This window comes from Polynucleobacter sp. 39-46-10, from assembly GCF_002282275.1.
In genome coordinates this window covers 1-17073 of the sequence record NZ_NCJB01000031.1, presented here as the reverse complement: position 1 = coordinate 17073, position 17073 = coordinate 1, and the positions used below count along the sequence as shown (strand labels likewise).

10 protein-coding genes and 1 tRNA gene are annotated in these 17073 nt (G+C 45.9%); 2 read left to right on the top strand and 9 right to left on the bottom strand.

Features of this window, described 5'->3' with window-relative positions; all coding sequences use genetic code 11:
* Positions 1 to 446: 446 nt before the first annotated feature.
* The gene (locus tag B7X71_RS04655) at positions 447 to 3032 is read left to right on the top strand and encodes a bifunctional aconitate hydratase 2/2-methylisocitrate dehydratase (RefSeq protein WP_293597588.1); all 2586 of its coding nucleotides are present in this window, start codon (positions 447 to 449) and stop codon (positions 3030 to 3032) included.
* A 76-nt stretch (positions 3033 to 3108) separates the two neighbouring features.
* Here the strand turns inward: B7X71_RS04655 and B7X71_RS04650 are convergent, their stop codons facing one another.
* The 3 genes from B7X71_RS04650 to B7X71_RS04640 are packed head-to-tail and all read right to left on the bottom strand — an operon-like array spanning position 3109 to position 8626.
* Positions 3109 to 3885, bottom strand: a complete 777-nt coding sequence (locus B7X71_RS04650) for a spermidine synthase (RefSeq protein ID WP_293597587.1) — start codon at positions 3883 to 3885, stop codon at positions 3109 to 3111.
* Positions 3886 to 3889: 4 nt separating this feature from the next.
* Entirely contained in the window at positions 3890 to 7924 is a 4035-nt protein-coding gene (gene purL, locus B7X71_RS04645) for a phosphoribosylformylglycinamidine synthase (RefSeq protein WP_293597586.1), read from the bottom strand.
* Between the two features lie 21 nt (positions 7925 to 7945).
* Entirely contained in the window at positions 7946 to 8626 is a 681-nt protein-coding gene (locus tag B7X71_RS04640) for an ABC transporter ATP-binding protein (RefSeq protein ID WP_293597585.1), read from the bottom strand.
* A 25-nt stretch (positions 8627 to 8651) separates the two neighbouring features.
* Between B7X71_RS04640 and B7X71_RS04635 the strand changes: the two genes are divergently transcribed.
* Complete coding sequence (locus B7X71_RS04635) at positions 8652 to 9302, top strand: arylesterase (RefSeq protein ID WP_293597584.1); 651 nt, start codon at positions 8652 to 8654, stop codon at positions 9300 to 9302.
* 2 nt (positions 9303 to 9304) lie between these two features.
* Here B7X71_RS04635 and B7X71_RS04630 read toward each other — a convergent pair whose 3' ends face one another.
* From B7X71_RS04630 to tig, 6 genes are all read right to left on the bottom strand, one after another.
* Positions 9305 to 10771, bottom strand: a complete 1467-nt coding sequence (locus tag B7X71_RS04630) for a peptidylprolyl isomerase (protein ID WP_293597583.1) — start codon at positions 10769 to 10771, stop codon at positions 9305 to 9307.
* 105 nt (positions 10772 to 10876) lie between these two features.
* Positions 10877 to 10952, bottom strand: a tRNA-Val gene (locus tag B7X71_RS04625).
* Between the two features lie 117 nt (positions 10953 to 11069).
* Positions 11070 to 13502, bottom strand: coding sequence for an endopeptidase La (lon, locus tag B7X71_RS04620; RefSeq protein ID WP_293597582.1), 2433 nt, complete (start codon positions 13500 to 13502; stop codon positions 11070 to 11072).
* Positions 13503 to 13680: 178 nt separating this feature from the next.
* A complete protein-coding gene (gene clpX, locus B7X71_RS04615; protein WP_293597581.1) occupies positions 13681 to 15042 on the bottom strand; it encodes an ATP-dependent Clp protease ATP-binding subunit ClpX in 1362 nt (453 codons plus the stop codon).
* Positions 15043 to 15067: 25 nt separating this feature from the next.
* Positions 15068 to 15697, bottom strand: a complete 630-nt coding sequence (gene clpP / locus B7X71_RS04610) for an ATP-dependent Clp endopeptidase proteolytic subunit ClpP (protein WP_293597580.1) — start codon at positions 15695 to 15697, stop codon at positions 15068 to 15070.
* A 27-nt stretch (positions 15698 to 15724) separates the two neighbouring features.
* Positions 15725 to 17062 carry a trigger factor gene (gene tig / locus B7X71_RS04605; RefSeq protein ID WP_293597589.1) on the bottom strand — a complete coding sequence of 446 codons (1338 nt, stop codon included), beginning with the start codon at positions 17060 to 17062 and terminating at the stop codon, positions 15725 to 15727.
* Positions 17063 to 17073 lie beyond the last annotated feature (11 nt).

Genomic DNA, 17073 nt, shown 5'->3' with positions numbered 1-17073 from the left:
TGCGATTCCTTTCCCTAAAGAAGAAACCACACCACCAGTGACAAAAACGTATTTGGTCATCGCTTAAGCTCTGTTGGAAAAAGTAATTATAACGATAGCGTCTGTGGCAGCAAATTTTCTAAGGTCGCCCAATAACTCAAAGGCTTAAAAAGGTTTCGTATATTTGCCGTCCAATTTTTAGTTCAGTACTTATTACTTCAATATGAATTTTTTGCTCTCCACTAAACCCTGAAATAGCCCTAATTCCCCCCTTTTGCTTGTTTGAGTACTCACAGATTAGCCGATATTCATGAAATTGAATCAAAATGCTTAATTTTTAAGCATTTTTAGGAATTTCGATAATTAAGTCTTATATAAGAGATGAATTAGCAATTACAATAGACTCGTTAGGGAACGACACCCTGCTTAGCCTTATTGTTGAAAACTCTTACCCAACAGGAAACACGATGCTAGAAGCCTACAACACACAGGTTGCCGAACGCGCAGCCCTTGGAATCCCAGCCCTCCCTCTAACTAAAGATCAAACAGCTGAACTGGTTGGCCTTCTCAAAAATCCTCCGAAGGGAAAAGAAGCGGAGTTGGTGGAGCTGATTACCAACCGCGTACCTGCTGGTGTTGATGAGGCGGCTAAAGTGAAGGCGGAATTTTTGGATGCCGTTGCCAAGGGAGCCGAGAAAACCCCTTTGATTTCACGCATCAAGGCTACTGAACTATTGGGCACGATGCTGGGTGGTTACAACATCAAACCCTTGGTCGAATTGTTATCGGATGCTGAGTGCGCCGCAACTGCAGCTGCAGCGTTGAAAAAAACCTTATTGATGTTCGACTACTTCCATGATGTTCAGGAGTTGGCGGAAAAAGGCAATGCAGAGGCTAAGGGCGTACTGCAAAGCTGGGCCGATGCCGAGTGGTTCACAAGCCGCCCCGCTGTTCCAGAAAGCATGAAGCTGACTGTATTTAAAGTTACTGGCGAAACCAATACCGACGATTTGTCCCCTGCTCCTGATGCATGGAGCCGTCCAGATATTCCATTGCACGCAACCATCATGTTGAAAAACCCACGTCCAGGTATTGAACCGGACGAAGCTGGTGTTCGCGGCCCAATGAGGCAAATCGAAGCCCTCCAGAAAAAAGGTAATCAAATTGCCTATGTTGGAGACGTAGTTGGTACAGGCTCTTCACGCAAATCCGCAACGAACTCTGTTCTTTGGTGGACTGGACAAGATATACCATTCGTGCCAAATAAGCGTTTTGGTGGCGTTTGCTTGGGCACCAAAATTGCTCCAATCTTCTTTAACACTATGGAAGATGCTGGCGCATTGCCAATTGAGCTTGATGTATCTGACATGAATATGGGCGACGAAATTGAATTGCGTCCATATGAAGGTAAGGCATTTAAAAACGGTAAAGAAATTGCTTCATTCTCATTGAAGTCACCAGTAATTTTGGATGAGGTTCGTGCGGGTGGTCGTATTCCATTAATTGTCGGTCGTGGCCTTACAGCTAAAGCGCGCGCAGCACTTGGCTTGCCAGCCTCGACAGAATTCCGTATTCCAGTTAGCCCACCTGATAACAAAAAAGGTTTCAGCTTGGCTCAGAAGATGGTGGGTCGCGCATGTGGATTGCCAGAAGGTCAAGGCGTTCGCCCAGATACCTATTGCGAACCACACATGACTACCGTGGGATCACAAGACACCACTGGTCCAATGACCCGTGATGAATTGAAAGACTTGGCTTGCCTAGGCTTCTCTGCTGACTTGGTAATGCAATCCTTCTGCCATACATCTGCCTATCCAAAACCAGTGGATATTCGCACTCACCATGAGTTGCCAGCATTTATGACCAATCGTGGTGGTGTTGCATTGCGTCCAGGTGATGGAGTGATCCATAGTTGGTTAAACCGCCTACTTCTTCCTGATACCTGCGGTACTGGCGGCGATAGTCACACTCGCTTCCCAATTGGCATCTCCTTCCCTGCTGGCTCTGGCTTAGTTGCCTTTGCTGCAGCTACCGGTGTAATGCCTTTGGATATGCCTGAGTCTGTATTAGTTCGATTCAAAGGAAAAATGCAGCCAGGCATTACTTTGCGCGATATGGTTAATGCAATTCCTTTGTATGCCATCAAAAAAGGCTTGTTAACAGTTGAGAAGCAAGGCAAGAAAAACATTTTCTCTGGCCGCATTTTAGAAATCGAAGGCTTACCTGATCTGAAAGTTGAACAAGCATTTGAGTTATCCGATGCTTCAGCCGAGCGCTCAGCTGCAGGCTGTGCGATTGCGCTCAGCAAAGAGCCAATTATTGAATACATGCGCTCTAACATTACTTTAATGAAGTGGATGATTGCTAATGGCTACGAAGACAAGCGTACCTTAGGTCGCCGTATTAAAGCTATGGAAGCTTGGATTGCAAAGCCTGATTTACTCAAAGCAGATGCAAATGCAGATTACGCCGAAGTGATTGAAATCGACATGAGCGAAATCAAAGAGCCAATATTGGCCTGCCCTAATGATCCAGATGACGTGAAATTCTTGTCTGAAGTTTCTGGCGAGAAGATCGATGAAGTGTTTATCGGCTCTTGCATGACAAACATTGGCCACTTCCGCGCAGCAGGTCAGGTTCTTCAGGGTAAAAAGGATATGCCTACACGCCTCTGGATTGCCCCTCCAACAAAGATGGATCAGATGATTCTGACCGAAGAAGGCTATTACGGCATCCTAGGATCTACAGGTGCCCGCATGGAAACTCCGGGCTGCTCACTTTGTATGGGTAATCAGGCGCAGATTCGCAAAGGCTCCACTGCAGTGTCTACTTCAACACGTAATTTCCCGAATCGCTTAGGTATTGATACTCGTGTTTACCTTGCATCTGCCGAGCTTTCAGCAGTTGCGGCACTTTTGGGTCGCTTACCTACACCGCATGAATACTTTGAACAAGTGGAATCATTAAATGCAAAAGCTGGCGAAGTTTATAAGTACATGAACTTTGACAAGATTAAGTCATTCAGTGATGTTGCTGATACGGTGACAGTCTAAGCATCATTAAGCCCTGAAGTTTTAGCCCAGTAAAAAAGGCGATCAACTGATCGCCTTTTTTCTTATCTAAATTTTGTTAAATGCAGAGTTTATTTTCTTGATGGGCATTTTCACGATTTAAGCCTGATACCCAGGTGTTGGTAGGTAAGCCCGTCTTTTCCGTCAGCAATTTCGCGCGCTTGGAGACTTCTTTCCATTCAACCTCGAGCCGAGGACCTTTGAATGCAATCGCTACTACATTGCAATCATGGGACTCTGGAAATAGTAGAACCCGATTATCAAATGCCCCACAAATATTATTCAAGTTGATATCAAAGCTCTTATGGCGAGAAAATAAATTGACCGTTAGTACGCCAGGCGACTTGAGAATGTCATAACAGCCCTTGTAGAACTCTAAAGAGCTCGCAGCCGGGCCATCACAAATCGCATCATAGAGATCAACTTGTACTGCATCAAAGTGATCCAGATACTTTGTATTCTGAACAAAAGCCTTGGCATCTGTTTGCAAGGTTTCCAGGCGACGATCATCATCGGGGGTGAAAAACATACTTCTTGCAGAAACAATGACAGCAGGATTCAGCTCAACAACAGTCGTCTTTACGGCTGGGCAATAACGATGTGCAAACTTCGTAAGCGCTCCAGTACCTAAGCCAAGCTGAGCTATACGCATTCCCGGCTTCGTTTCCAAAAATAGCAACCAAGCCATCATTTGCTGGTTGTATTCCAAATAAATCTCATCCGGGTCACGGATGCGCATTGCACCCTGAATTAACTCGCTACCAAAGTGCAAATAGCGCACTCCACCACTTTCAGAAAAGGTAACCGGCTCCATTGCCATGGATGAGTCTGACATGAAATTAATTTGCCCAAACTCTAGCGTTGCGGAATAAGCGCATCCACGGACTGGCTCCATCAGGCGTATCTAACCATTGTTTTGGAGCCCAGCTCATTTGCACCGCCCTGAATACACGCTCAGGATGCGGCATCATGACTGTAAAGCGACCGTCCGGTGTGGTTATCCCAGTTAGGCCCCCAGGCGAGCCATTTGGGTTCATTGGATAGGTTTCAGTTGGCTTGCCTTTGTGATCTACAAAACGTAGAGTAGCCAGCCCCTGCTTCTGAAGTGCCTCTAAATTGCCTTGTTGGCTAAAGTTGGCAAAGCCTTCACCATGAGCAATCGCAATGGGAAGCTGGCTTCCGCTCATACCTTGGGTAAAGATGGAAGGTGATGCCACTACCTCAGCTATCACCAAGCGAGCCTCATACTGTTCAGATTGGTTGCGAGTAAATTTAGGCCAAGCTTCTGCACCAGGAATAATCCCAGCAAGATTGCTCATCATTTGGCAACCATTGCACACACCCAATGCAAAACTATCTTGACGGCCGAAGAATGCGGAAAACTGATCGCGCAATTGACTATTAAAGAGAATGGTCTTTGCCCAGCCCTCACCTGCACCCAATACATCCCCGTAGCTAAATCCACCGCAAGCAATCAACCCACGGAAATCATCTAATTTCGATTTACCGGAGAGCAAATCTGACATATGCACGTCATAGCTATCAAAACCAGCCCAGTTCATGGCGTAAGCCATTTCTACATGGGAGTTAACGCCCTGCTCTCGCAAGATGGCAACTTTAGGTCGACTATTCTTATTAATAAATGGCGCCGCAATATCATCCGCAATATCGAATGTTAATTTGGGTGACATACCTGCATCCGCTACGTCGTCTAGTAGCGCAAACTCACTATCAGCACAGTCTGGGTTATCACGTAAGCGAGCAATCTGGTAACTGGTATTGGCCCACATCTTCTGGAGTACTTCACGAGGCTCTGCAAAAATATTTTTAGCATCACGCCAAATTTCGATGCGGCCATTAGTATTTGGTCTTGCAATCACATGGCTGTATGCGCTGAGGTTTAACTTACGCAAAACAGCAAATACAGCATCACGATCAGCTTTACGGATTTGAATTACCGCACCAAGCTCTTCATTAAATAAAGCGCGCATGGTTTGCTCATGACGACGACCAGAAACTTGTTGTGCCCAGTTTTTAGCATCACCCCAATCAGCTTCTTGGCCAACATCAACTGCGATCATGTCAACATTGATCGAAATACCAACATGAGATGCAAAAGCCATTTCTGCGATAGAGGCGAATAGACCTCCATCAGAACGGTCATGGTAGGCCAGCAACTGATCCGCTTTGCGTAGATCAATGATTGCAGTGGCAAGAGCTTTGAGATCTTCCGGGTGATCGACGTTGGGAGTTGATTTGCCAGATTGATTGAGCACTTGAGCCAGAATACTTCCAGCCATACGGTTTTTGCCACGACCCAAATCAATCAGGATTAATTCAGACTCTAAGGTCGCTCCAGAATCATCCTTAAGCTTTAGTAAAGGCGCCGTTGTTTTGCGAACATCCTGAACCGCAGCAAAAGCAGAAATAATTAGTGAAACTGGGGAAACTACTTTTTTGGCTTGATCACCATCTTGCCATGCAGTGGCCATGGATAAGGAATCTTTACCAACTGGGATCGATATTCCAAGGGCTGGGCATAAATCCATGCCAATCGCTTGAACTGAGTCATATAGCTTTGCATCTTCACCGGGTGCGCCACAAGCAGCCATCCAATTAGCAGAAAGCTTAACGTCTTCCAAACGACGAATATCAGCAGCCAAAAGATTGGTAATAGCTTCACCTACTGCCATTTTGGCAGCAGCTGGTGCATCGATTACAGCCAATGGGGTACGCTCGCCCATTGACATCGCTTCACCGCGGTAACCTTTGTAATCCATCAAGGTAACCGCACAATCGGCAACGGGAACTTGCCAAGGACCTACAAATGGGTCACGTGCATTAAGACCGCCAACAGTTCGATCGCCGATAGTAATCAAGAAAGACTTGCTAGCAACAGTAGGCTGCTGCAGGACCCAGGCAATAGATTGGGATAAATCGGTGTCGGTAACATCCAATTCTTCAAACTCTTGAGCAACACGCTTCACATCACGATGCATGCGTGGAGGCTTACCAAGCAATACCTCCATTGGCATATCAATCGGCATAGCTGCATCGCTACCTACAACTTCTTTGCTATCACTGAGCTGAAGTTGACGCTCAGTCGTTGCCTCACCAACCACGGCAAACGGACAACGCTCGCGCTCACAGAATGATTTAAAAAGCTCCAGATCTTTAGCTTCGATTGCGAGAACATAGCGTTCTTGAGATTCATTGCACCAAATCTCTGCAGGACTCATGCCACTCTCTTCAAGCGGGACTTTACGCAATTGAAATTGTGCGCCTAAGCCAGCACCATCAGCAAGCTCTGGAAATGCATTAGATACACCACCAGCTCCGACATCATGAATTGAAACAATCGGGTTAGCTTGACCCATAGCGATACACGAGTTGATAACCTCTTGAGCACGTCGCTCCATTTCAGGATTACCGCGTTGGACTGAGTCAAAATCGAGATCTGCAGTATTGGTACCAGTTGCAACGGAACTACCTGTTGCACCACCCATACCGATTCGCATACCAGGACCACCCAATTGAATAAACAAGTGCCCCGCTTTAATTTGTTTCTTGGCCGTATGTATTGAATCGATACTACCGATACCACCCGCAATCATGATTGGCTTGTGATATCCACGACGAACACCTTCCAAGGTTTGCTCAAAAACGCGGAAATAACCACCCAAGATTGGGCGACCAAATTCATTATTAAATGCAGCCCCACCCAGTGGACCATCAATCATGATTTGGAGTGGCGTTGCAATCCGTTCAGGCTTGCCGTACTTTTTAGATTCCCATGGTAAATCAGTGCCAGGAATATTGAGATTGGATACAGAGAAGCCAGTAAGGCCGGCTTTAGGGCGCCCACCAACACCAGTAGCACCCTCATCTCGAATCTCACCACCAGCGCCAGTAGAGGCACCTGGAAATGGTGCAATTGCAGTTGGATGATTGTGAGTCTCCACCTTCATCAAGGTATGGACTAAACGTGTATCTTTTTCGTATCGACGATCCTGGCCTTTTGGTGACCAAGTTTCAGACTCCACCCCTGCCATTACCGCTGAGTTGTCAGAGTAGGCAACAATCGTACCTTCAGGCTGCAGCTGATGGGTATTGCGTATCATTGCAAATAGTGATTTTTCTTGATCATCACCATCGATAGTCCAGCTGGAATTGAATATCTTATGACGGCAGTGCTCACTGTTTGCCTGTGCAAACATAATCAACTCGACATCGCTTGGGTTACGTTCTAAACGAATGAAATTCTCAACTAAATAAAGCACCTCATCTTCCGACAAGGCGAGACCTAGTTCTTGGTTTGCTTTATCTAGAGCAACCCTTCCCTCGGTTAATACCGGGATGCATACAAATGGGCGATCAGGCAAAGATTGATACAAAGCACTAGCTTCGTTGATATCTGAGATGACAGCTTCGGTCATCCGATCATGCAATACAGCCAATACCAATTGCTCTTGTTCTTTGCTGAGCGCTTTTTTACTCTGCCATACATATTGAACGCCACGCTCAATTCGCAAAACCTGGAGTCCACATTGACGCGCAATATCAGTTGCCTTACTGGCCCATGGAGAAACTGTACCAAAACGTGGGATAGCAATCGCAGATTGTTTCTCGGTCGACTTACTGAATAAGGAGCTACTGCTCTTCATTTGGGATACAAAGGGTTGACCGTAAGTTAGTAAACTTTCGAGCACCTCATTGTCTTTGGTATTGAGTTCGGACTCAGACCAAATGAAATGAAGGTATTGAGCCTGTATAGACTCAAGTTGGATTCCTTGGGCGGCGAGCGAAGCTAAAAGTCGCTGTTGGCGGAAGGCTGAAAGGGCATTTGCCCCGGGCAAGCAACAGAAAGATGACATGCCAAGATTATAAGGTTTTGATCAGACCAGACGTCCGCCCTGAAGGCTTAATTGGCGTTTGCACCGTGCAGCCAAGGCTGGATCGTGGGTCACCAGAACCAGAGTTGAGGAATTCTCCCGATTCAGCTCAAAAAGGAGCTCAATTACCTTATTTCCACTAACCTCATCTAGGCTTCCAGTTGGTTCATCGGCGAAGAGAATCGCAGGCTTATTTACGAAGGCACGAGCCAGCGCTACGCGTTGCTGCTCACCGCCAGAAAGGGTCTTAGGGAAATGGTTTGCCCTTGGGTCAAGGCCAACCCTTTCAAGCCAATGATGGGCGGTTAGCTTAGCTTGGGCCTGATCTACGCCAGCCATCTCCAGGGGCAGCATCACGTTCTCTAAAGCAGTTAAATGGGGCAATAGTTGGAATGATTGAAAAACAAAACCAACAAACTGCCCGCGTAGACGTGCCCTGCCATCCTCGTCAAGTTGATTCAGGTCCTGCCCCATTAACTCAATCTGACCGGAACTCGGTACATCTAATCCGGCTAAGAGACTTAGTAAGGTGCTTTTACCAGAACCAGATGCACCCACAATGGCCACGCTTTCGCCCTGCTCAATTTGAAAGCAAAGATCATGCAAAATAACCAAGTCTCCATCGGCTGTATTAGCCAGCTTGCCAAGCTGATCGGCAACAATGGAATTAGACTCTTTGTTCATGTGGAAAATTTTCTAGAATGGAAAAATGCGGATCAAACTCTTAGCGGTCAATAAATTCATTACCGGTCTATTTTGCCTCGTAATGAGCATTTATTCTTGGGCCCAGGTAAACCCGGTAATCCTGGTGCTGGGTGATAGCCTTTCTGCTGAATACGGATTGCCACGTGGTACGGGCTGGGTCAATCTTCTTGAAGAGCAACTTGCTAGAGATAAAAGCCCTTGGACTGTATTTAATGCCAGCATTAGCGGTGAAACTAGTTCGGGTGGACTGACCCGATTACCCAAGCTCCTGGGTCAAAAAAAGCCCGGCATCGTTTTAATTGAGCTTGGGGCAAATGATGCCTTACGTGGTTTACCGGTGAATGAAACTGAAAGTAATTTAAGCAAGATGATTCAGATGAGCAAAAAATCTGGGGCTAAGGTTTTGCTCTGCGGCATACAGATCCCATCAAACTATGGCCAAAACTACACCACGCAATTTAAGAAACTCTATCCTCAACTTGCCAATCAAGAGGGCATTGAGTTGCTGCCGTTTTTCTTAGAAGGCGTTGCAACTAAGTCCGAATTATTTCAGGCAGATCGATTGCACCCAAATGCTCAAGCGCAAAACATGATCTTTAAAAACGTATGGGGCTCAATGGCCCCATACAGTAACTTGCTGAAAAAGATTCCCTAGCTTTAACTGCCTGCGCTACCTGAGCTTGCTTGCTTTAGTGGGTTGATGACTTTAACTCCAGCACCATTGCGCCAGTAAGCCATGAAGCCAGCAAATTCTGACTGTGCAGCCAGAGCTTGGATCTGTTGTGCTTGCGCCTTATGAGCCTTGGCATCGACCGATGTCGGCTGGCGAACCTGATCAATACGATAAATTGTTGTACCCACACCAGGATTCGAGACTGAAACTACGGCTGGTAATTTATTGGCATTCACCGACATGACTTCATCCATCGATGGGCCAACTAAGCTACCAGGCTTGTTGCGTGAAATCCAGCTGGCGACACCAAAACCAGCAGCATTTTTTGGATCTTTTTCAAGGGCGGCCAATTTCTCACTAGCGGCGGCGATAGCCAACTTCTCCGCAGCGCGCTGACTAACTTGACGCTTAACTTCTGAGGCAACATCCTTGTAAGGCATGATTTGAGCAGGATACAAAGTCAGCACTCGAGCTGATACAAATACGCCTGGCGCTGTTTGCACAGCCTCAGTATTTCGCTTGCTCTTCAGGGCTTCATCAGCATAAAGGGACTGAACAACCTTGAGATTGGCTAAAGGATGATCCTTGGATACGCCAGGAGCGCCACCACGAGTAACGCCCTTCTGAGTTTGAATGCTGAGCTTTAATTTATCAGCGGCAGGTTTCAAACTATCCGACTGGTCGTAAGTGATATTTGCAAACTGATCAGCTTTTTCATTAAAAACTTTGGAATCTTCTTTTGGATCAGCCTTAAGAACAATGTACTCAACATCAATATATTCAGGACGCTCGAATAATTTAGCGTTGGCCTCGTAAAAAGCCTGTAACTCATCCGTGCTCGGATTAACTTTAGAAAAATAATCTTTAGCATTGAACTGCAAGGTCTGAACCTGTCTTTCAGACTCGTATAGGGATGAAACAACTTCAGACAATTTCGGGCTAGCTAGCTCTGTACGAGCCACGGAGTTCACAAGCTGCTGAATTTTCAAATCAAAAATTTGGCCAGCATAGAACTGCTCCTCGTTCATGCCGTTACTTGCCAACAACTGTTTAAAGCGCACATCGTCAAATGTACCGTCCTGACGATATAAAGCACGAATCTGCGGAATCTTCTGTAGGCTATTCACAAGTTCTTGTTTTCCTACTTGCAAGTGCAAATCACTCACCGCAAAACCTAAGATACGCTGTTGTAGCAGTTCATTGAGGATTGCCTGACGAAACGGCAAGCTTTGAGCAATTTGTACATTTCCACCCACTCGCTCAGCTTGACGCTTTGCAGCCATATCAACCTCTTGCGCTGTGATTGGCTTGCCGTTCACTTTGACGATATCGGTTTCTTTATCCATAAATCCGGAATAGCTTGAAATCCCAAATAAGGCAAAAGAAGGAACAATGAAGAGCATCAATACAAACTGCAAAACTCTTTGGTGCTTACGTACGGAATCAAACATGAATTAATCGCTCGAAAATAAAGTCAATGATGCGAGTGTACTAGGCTGAAGATCTAGAGGAACTAGAAAGCCTAAGAGAAGAAAAACAAATGCGATCTGGGAAACTGGTGGGCGCTGACGGGATCGAACCGCCGACATTCTGCGTGTAAGGCAGACGCTCTACCATCTGAGCTAAGCGCCCCAAATTAATACAGTCGAGATTGTAACCTAGTGCAGGAATAAAAGAGAGATTCTTCATCAAAAAAGACATTAATTGAACCGTCAATCAGACTCAAGATCTCTCAAATATCCCTAGGCATCAATGCTTGAGGACCTCTCCAGAAGAAATCTTTTCACTGGCTTTGCTAGCTTCAGCAGCCTTTTTAGCAAGCTCTTCTGGTGTCGGGTCTGGCAAAGCAACGGGTTTTCTCTCTAAAGCCAACTCCAGAACTCGATCGATCCAGCGTACAGGCACAATTTCAATTGCATTCTTGACGTTGTCTGGAATATCAATCAAATCTTTGACATTTTCCTCTGGAATCAAGGCCAATTTAATGCCCCCTCGATGGGCAGCTAATAATTTCTCCTTTAGACCCCCAATTGGTAGCACCTCGCCACGCAAAGTGATCTCACCAGTCATGGCTACATCCGAGCGAATTGGAATGCCTGTGAATACCGATACCAGGGCTGTCGTGATTGCAATGCCGGCCGATGGACCGTCCTTTGGGGTTGCGCCATCTGGGAAGTGAATATGAATATCCTTTTTCTCAAAGGCTTCGTCCGCAATACCCAAAGCTCTGGCTCTAGAACGAACCACGGTTTTCGCTGCTTCAACCGACTCCTTCATCACATCGCCAATCGAGCCGGTACGAGTAATTACACCTTTACCAGGCATCACTGCCGCTTCAATAGTCAACAGGTCGCCCCCGACCTCAGTCCAAGCAAGGCCGGTTACCTGACCCACTTGATTTTCCTTGGCAGCAAGACCGAAGTCATACATTTTGACGGAGAGGAACTTCTCAAGATTGTCAGCATTGACTGTGACTGGCGCAGCTTCTTTCTTGAGGAGAAGCAACTTCACCACCTTGCGGCAGATCTTGCTGATTTCACGTTCTAAAGAACGCACGCCAGCTTCGCGGGTGTAGTAACGAATCATGCTGCGAACGGCAGATTCCTCAATTTTCAATTCATCTTTCTTGAGACCATTATTTTTAATCTGCTTGGGTATTAAATAATTAATCGCAATGCTCGTCTTCTCATCTTCGGTATAGCCTGCAAGGCGAATAATTTCCAAGCGATCTAACAATGGGCCAGGAATATTTAATGAGTTTGATGTTGCAACAAACATCACATCGGAGAGATCAAAATCAACTTCGACATAGTGATCCTGGAAGGTGTGATTTTGCTCTGGATCTAAAACTTCCAGCAAGGCGCTAGCAGGGTCGCCGCGGAAATCCATACCCATCTTGTCGACTTCGTCCAAGAGGAATAAAGGATTGCGTACGCCTACCTTCGTCAAGCTTGAAAGAATCTTGCCTGGCATAGAACCAATATAGGTTCGACGATGACCACGAATCTCAGACTCGTCACGAACACCACCTAATGCCATACGCACAAACTTACGGTTTGTTGCGCGGGCAATGGATTGACCGAGAGACGTTTTACCAACACCAGGAGGGCCAACCAAACAGAGGATCGGGGCCTTAACGCGCTCAACTCGCTGTTGAACTGCAAGATATTCCAAGATGCGCTCTTTAACCTTATCAAGTCCGTAATGATCCTCGTCCAATACTTTTTCAGCGTTAGCCAAATCATTATTGATCTTGGTTTTTTTCTTCCATGGAAGAGTGACCAAGGTGTCAATAAAATTACGTATCACTGTTGCTTCAGCAGACATTGGCGACATGAGTTTGAGTTTTTTCAACTCAGACTCAGCCTTCCTCAAAGCTTCTTTTGGCATGCGAGCGGCTTTAATGCGCTTCTCAAGCTCCTCGAGATCAGCACCCTCTTCACCCTCACCTAATTCCTTTTGAATGGCTTTAACTTGTTCGTTTAAGTAGTACTCACGCTGACTCTTCTCCATCTGGCGCTTAACGCGTCCACGAATACGCTTCTCGACTTGCAAAATATCAATCTCACTTTCGAGATCAGCCAAGAGGCTTTCTAAGCGTTGCACTACATCAGTCATTTCAAGTAAACGTTGCTTTTGCTCAAGCTTGACTGGGAGATGGGCGCAAATCGTATCCGCCAAACGGCTTGGATCATCGATGCCACCCAATGAAGACAAAATCTCCTGAGGAACCTTTTTATTGAGCTTCACGTATTGATCGAATTGGGCCATGATGGCGCGACGCAATGCTTCAGTCTCATGAGCATCCAATGAGGACATTGGAGTTGGAGATGCTTCACAACCGAAATACCCTTGGCTATCCTCAACTTGACTGACTTCAGCACGTTGAACACCCTCAACCAAAACCTTGACAGTGCCATCTGGCAACTTCAGCATTTGAAGGATATTAGCGATACAGCCGACCTCATAAAGATCTTCAACGCCAGGTTCATCCTTGGCGGCAGTCTTTTGAGCTACTAAAAGCACATTTTTGCCAGTTTCCATGGCGGCTTCTAATGCTTTGATCGATTTTGGGCGACCCACAAATAAGGGGATCACCATGTGTGGAAACACTACGACGTCCCTTAAGGGGAGAAGTGGTAGTTGAATAGGTTCAGAGGGTAGTAATAAGTGGCCAGGCATAGGGCAATTCCTCCAAAATAGTCGTTCCGTAAAATTCTCTAAAAATGCCGCACTACTAAATACGGACATGATTCAGGAATAGGATACTACCTATATGGGTGCCACCTAGTCAAAAACAAGGGGTAAATATGCGAAAAGTGAGCGAAAACCCTGTGAAAACATCAACAAAGACCAAAAATTAGGCTTTTTTGCTCATTTCCGCAGAATCGTCACCTTGCTTGTAGACCAAAATAGGCTTTCCGCCCACAGCGATGGTATTTTCATCGATGACTACCTTTTGAACATTCTTCAAAGATGGCAGGTCATACATCACATCCATGAGAGATCCCTCGAGGATTGAACGCAGTCCACGAGCACCAGTCTTGCGTGCAATGGCTTTCTTGGCAATGGCTGATAGTGCAGCTGGGCGAACTTCCAGCTCTGAGCCTTCCATGGTTAATAGCGCTTGATATTGCTTCACCAAGGCATTCTTAGGCTCAGTCAAAATCTGGATCAAAGCGGTTTCATCCAATTGCGCCAAAGTGGCCACAACTGGCAAACGACCAATCAACTCAGGAATAAGGCCAAACTTAATTAAATCTTCGGGCTCAACTTCTATCAGGAGGTCGCTAACACCGCGATCATCTTTGCCTGGAACCGTGGCATTAAATCCAATGCCGGTCTTCGCAGTACGCTGCTGAATCACCTTCTCAAGACCATCAAATGCGCCACCGCAGATAAATAGGATATTGGTTGTATCTACTTGCAAGAAATCTTGATTAGGATGCTTACGGCCACCCTGAGGAGGTACGGAGGCCATAGTGCCTTCAACCAGCTTTAACAAGGCTTGTTGAACGCCCTCACCCGAAACGTCACGGGTAATAGATGGGTTATCCGACTTACGAGAGATCTTATCAATCTCGTCGATATACACAATGCCGCGCTGCGCTTTTTCTACGTTGTAATCACAGGCCTGCAATAGTTTTTGAATGATGTTCTCAACGTCTTCACCAACGTAACCTGCCTCGGTTAATGTTGTGGCATCGGCCATGACGAAAGGCACATCCAACATGCGTGCCAAGGTCTGTGCCAATAATGTTTTACCTGAACCAGTTGGGCCGATTAGCAAAATATTGCTCTTTGCTAATTCAACACCGTCAACCATAGCTTTAGCAGGTAGCTTGGATTCTTTTTTGTCAGCAGCCTCAACAGGCTTACCGTCTTTATCTAGCTTTTCTTTTTTAGGCTTAGGCAAATACTGCAAACGCTTGTAGTGGTTGTAGACCGCTACCGCCAAAGTCTTCTTCGCATGATCTTGACCAATGACATACTGATCTAAGTTCTCACGAATCTGATGTGGTGTTGGTAAAGAGTCATCACCCTCCCCTTTAGGAAGTTTTGCCAACTCTTCTTGAATGACGTCGGTGCATAAGTCGATGCACTCATCGCAAATAAAAACAGAGGGCCCAGCGATCAGCTTCTTAACTTCATGCTGACTCTTGCCACAAAAGGAGCAATACAGAATTTTGTCTGCGCTATTGGTATTGTTTTTATCGCTCAAGATGGCTATCTAAGTGAGGTGTAGATTAAGGGCGCTTATCAATGACTTTATCGATCAAGCCATACTCTTGAGCCTGATCTGCAGACATGAAGTTATCGCGATCAGTATCTTTAGCAATGGCTTCAATGGATTGGCCAGTGCGGTCAGCCAAAATCTTATTTAAGCGCTCACGCAAGTAGAGAATTTCACGCGCTTGGATTTCAATATCAGAAGCTTGGCCACGTGCACCGCCTAATGGCTGATGAATCATCACGCGTGAATTAGGCAAGGCATAACGCTTACCCTTCTCACCAGCACATAACAAGAATGCGCCCATGCTGGCAGCCATACCCATGCACAAAGTACTAACATGTGGCTTGATGAACTGCATCGTGTCATAGATTGCTAAGCCAGCCGATACAGAGCCGCCAGGAGAGTTGATATAAAGAGAAATTTCTTTATCTGGGTTCTCGCTCTCAAGGAAAAGTAACTGAGCAATAACCAAGTTTGCAGTTTGATCATTTACCTCGCCAACTAAGAAAACAACACGTTCTCTGAGTAGGCGAGAGTAAATATCATAGGCCCTCTCACCTCGACCAGAGGTTTCAATCACCATTGGAACTAAACCCAAACTTTTGGGCTCTAAATTCTCAGACTGGAAATGATTCTGGTTCATGTGATCAGACCTTTATTAATTAATTACTTAGTTGAGCTTGCTGAGTTCTTCAAAGGTAACGGCTTTATCAATCACTTTAGCTTTTGAAGTGAAATGCTTGATGACGTTATCTTCAAGAACCAAGTTCTCGATATCTTTAAGACGGCTTGGATTGCTATAGAACCAACGCACCACTTCTTTCGGATCTTCGTAAGTTGCTGCTTGTTCGTCGATCTCAGCTTTGATTTGATCTGAAGTGGCAGCTAAATTCTCTTGCTTAACCAAGTCGCTCAAAATCAAGCCAAGACGAACACGCTTGAGAGCTTGCTCAGCGAACATCTCAGCAGGGATAGGTGCATCTTTAGCATTTGGAATGCCGCGCTGCATCAAGTCTTGACGTGCGGACTCAACCAAACGCTCTTGCTCTTGAGCAACCAACGATTTTGGAGCATCAAGATCGCAAATACTGTTGAGCTTCTCCATGACTTCACCTTTTAGCAAGGAAGTAATGCGACGCTTCGTTTCACGATCTAAATTCTCTTTAACTTCTTCGCGCATCTTCGCAACGCCACCTTCAGCAACGCCCAAGGATAATGCAAAGGCATCGTCAATCGCAGGTAGGTGTGCCCAGTTGACTGACTTCACAGTGATGGTGAAATCAGCAGTCTTACCAGCCACATCTTTACCGTGGTAATCGGCTGGGAAACTTAATGGGAAAGTCTTGCTCTCGCTTACCTTGAGCCCCAAAGTAGCAGCTTCAAATTCTGGGAGCATACGACCTTCACCAAGAACGTATTCAAAGTTTTCCGCTTTACCGCCAGCAAATTCAACGCCGTCGATTTTGCCGACAAAGTCGATTACAACTTGGTCGCCAGCTTGAGCTGCTGTGTTTGCACCACCATCACCATGAGCACCAGCTTCGCCGCGCGGATGGTAATGCACTTGCTGCTTACGCAATACATCCAAAGCACGATCAATCTCGGCATCTGAAATGTCGGTTGTGTATTTAGTTACTTCAGCTTTACTGAAATCGCCAATTTTCACTTCTGGCAAGACTTCAAAGTAAGCATCAAACACAATTTTGTCTGCGTCTAATTCTGATTTTGGATCGAGGCGTGGCTGACCAGCCAATAGAATTTTTTCATTTTGAGCTAAGTCATAGAAGAGTTCTTGAGCTTTATCAAACTGGAGCTCGAAATCCACTTGCATGCCGTATTGCTTTTCAACCATGTTCTTAGGCACTTTGCCTGGACGGAAGCCTGGGGCTTTCATGGTTTTACCCAATTTAGCCAAACGGTCTTCTCTTGCCTTAGCCAAATCGGCACGAGCGAACTCTAAGGTCACTTTGCGGTCTAACTGACCTAAATTTTCTATCTGCACAGCCATTCTCGTCTCTT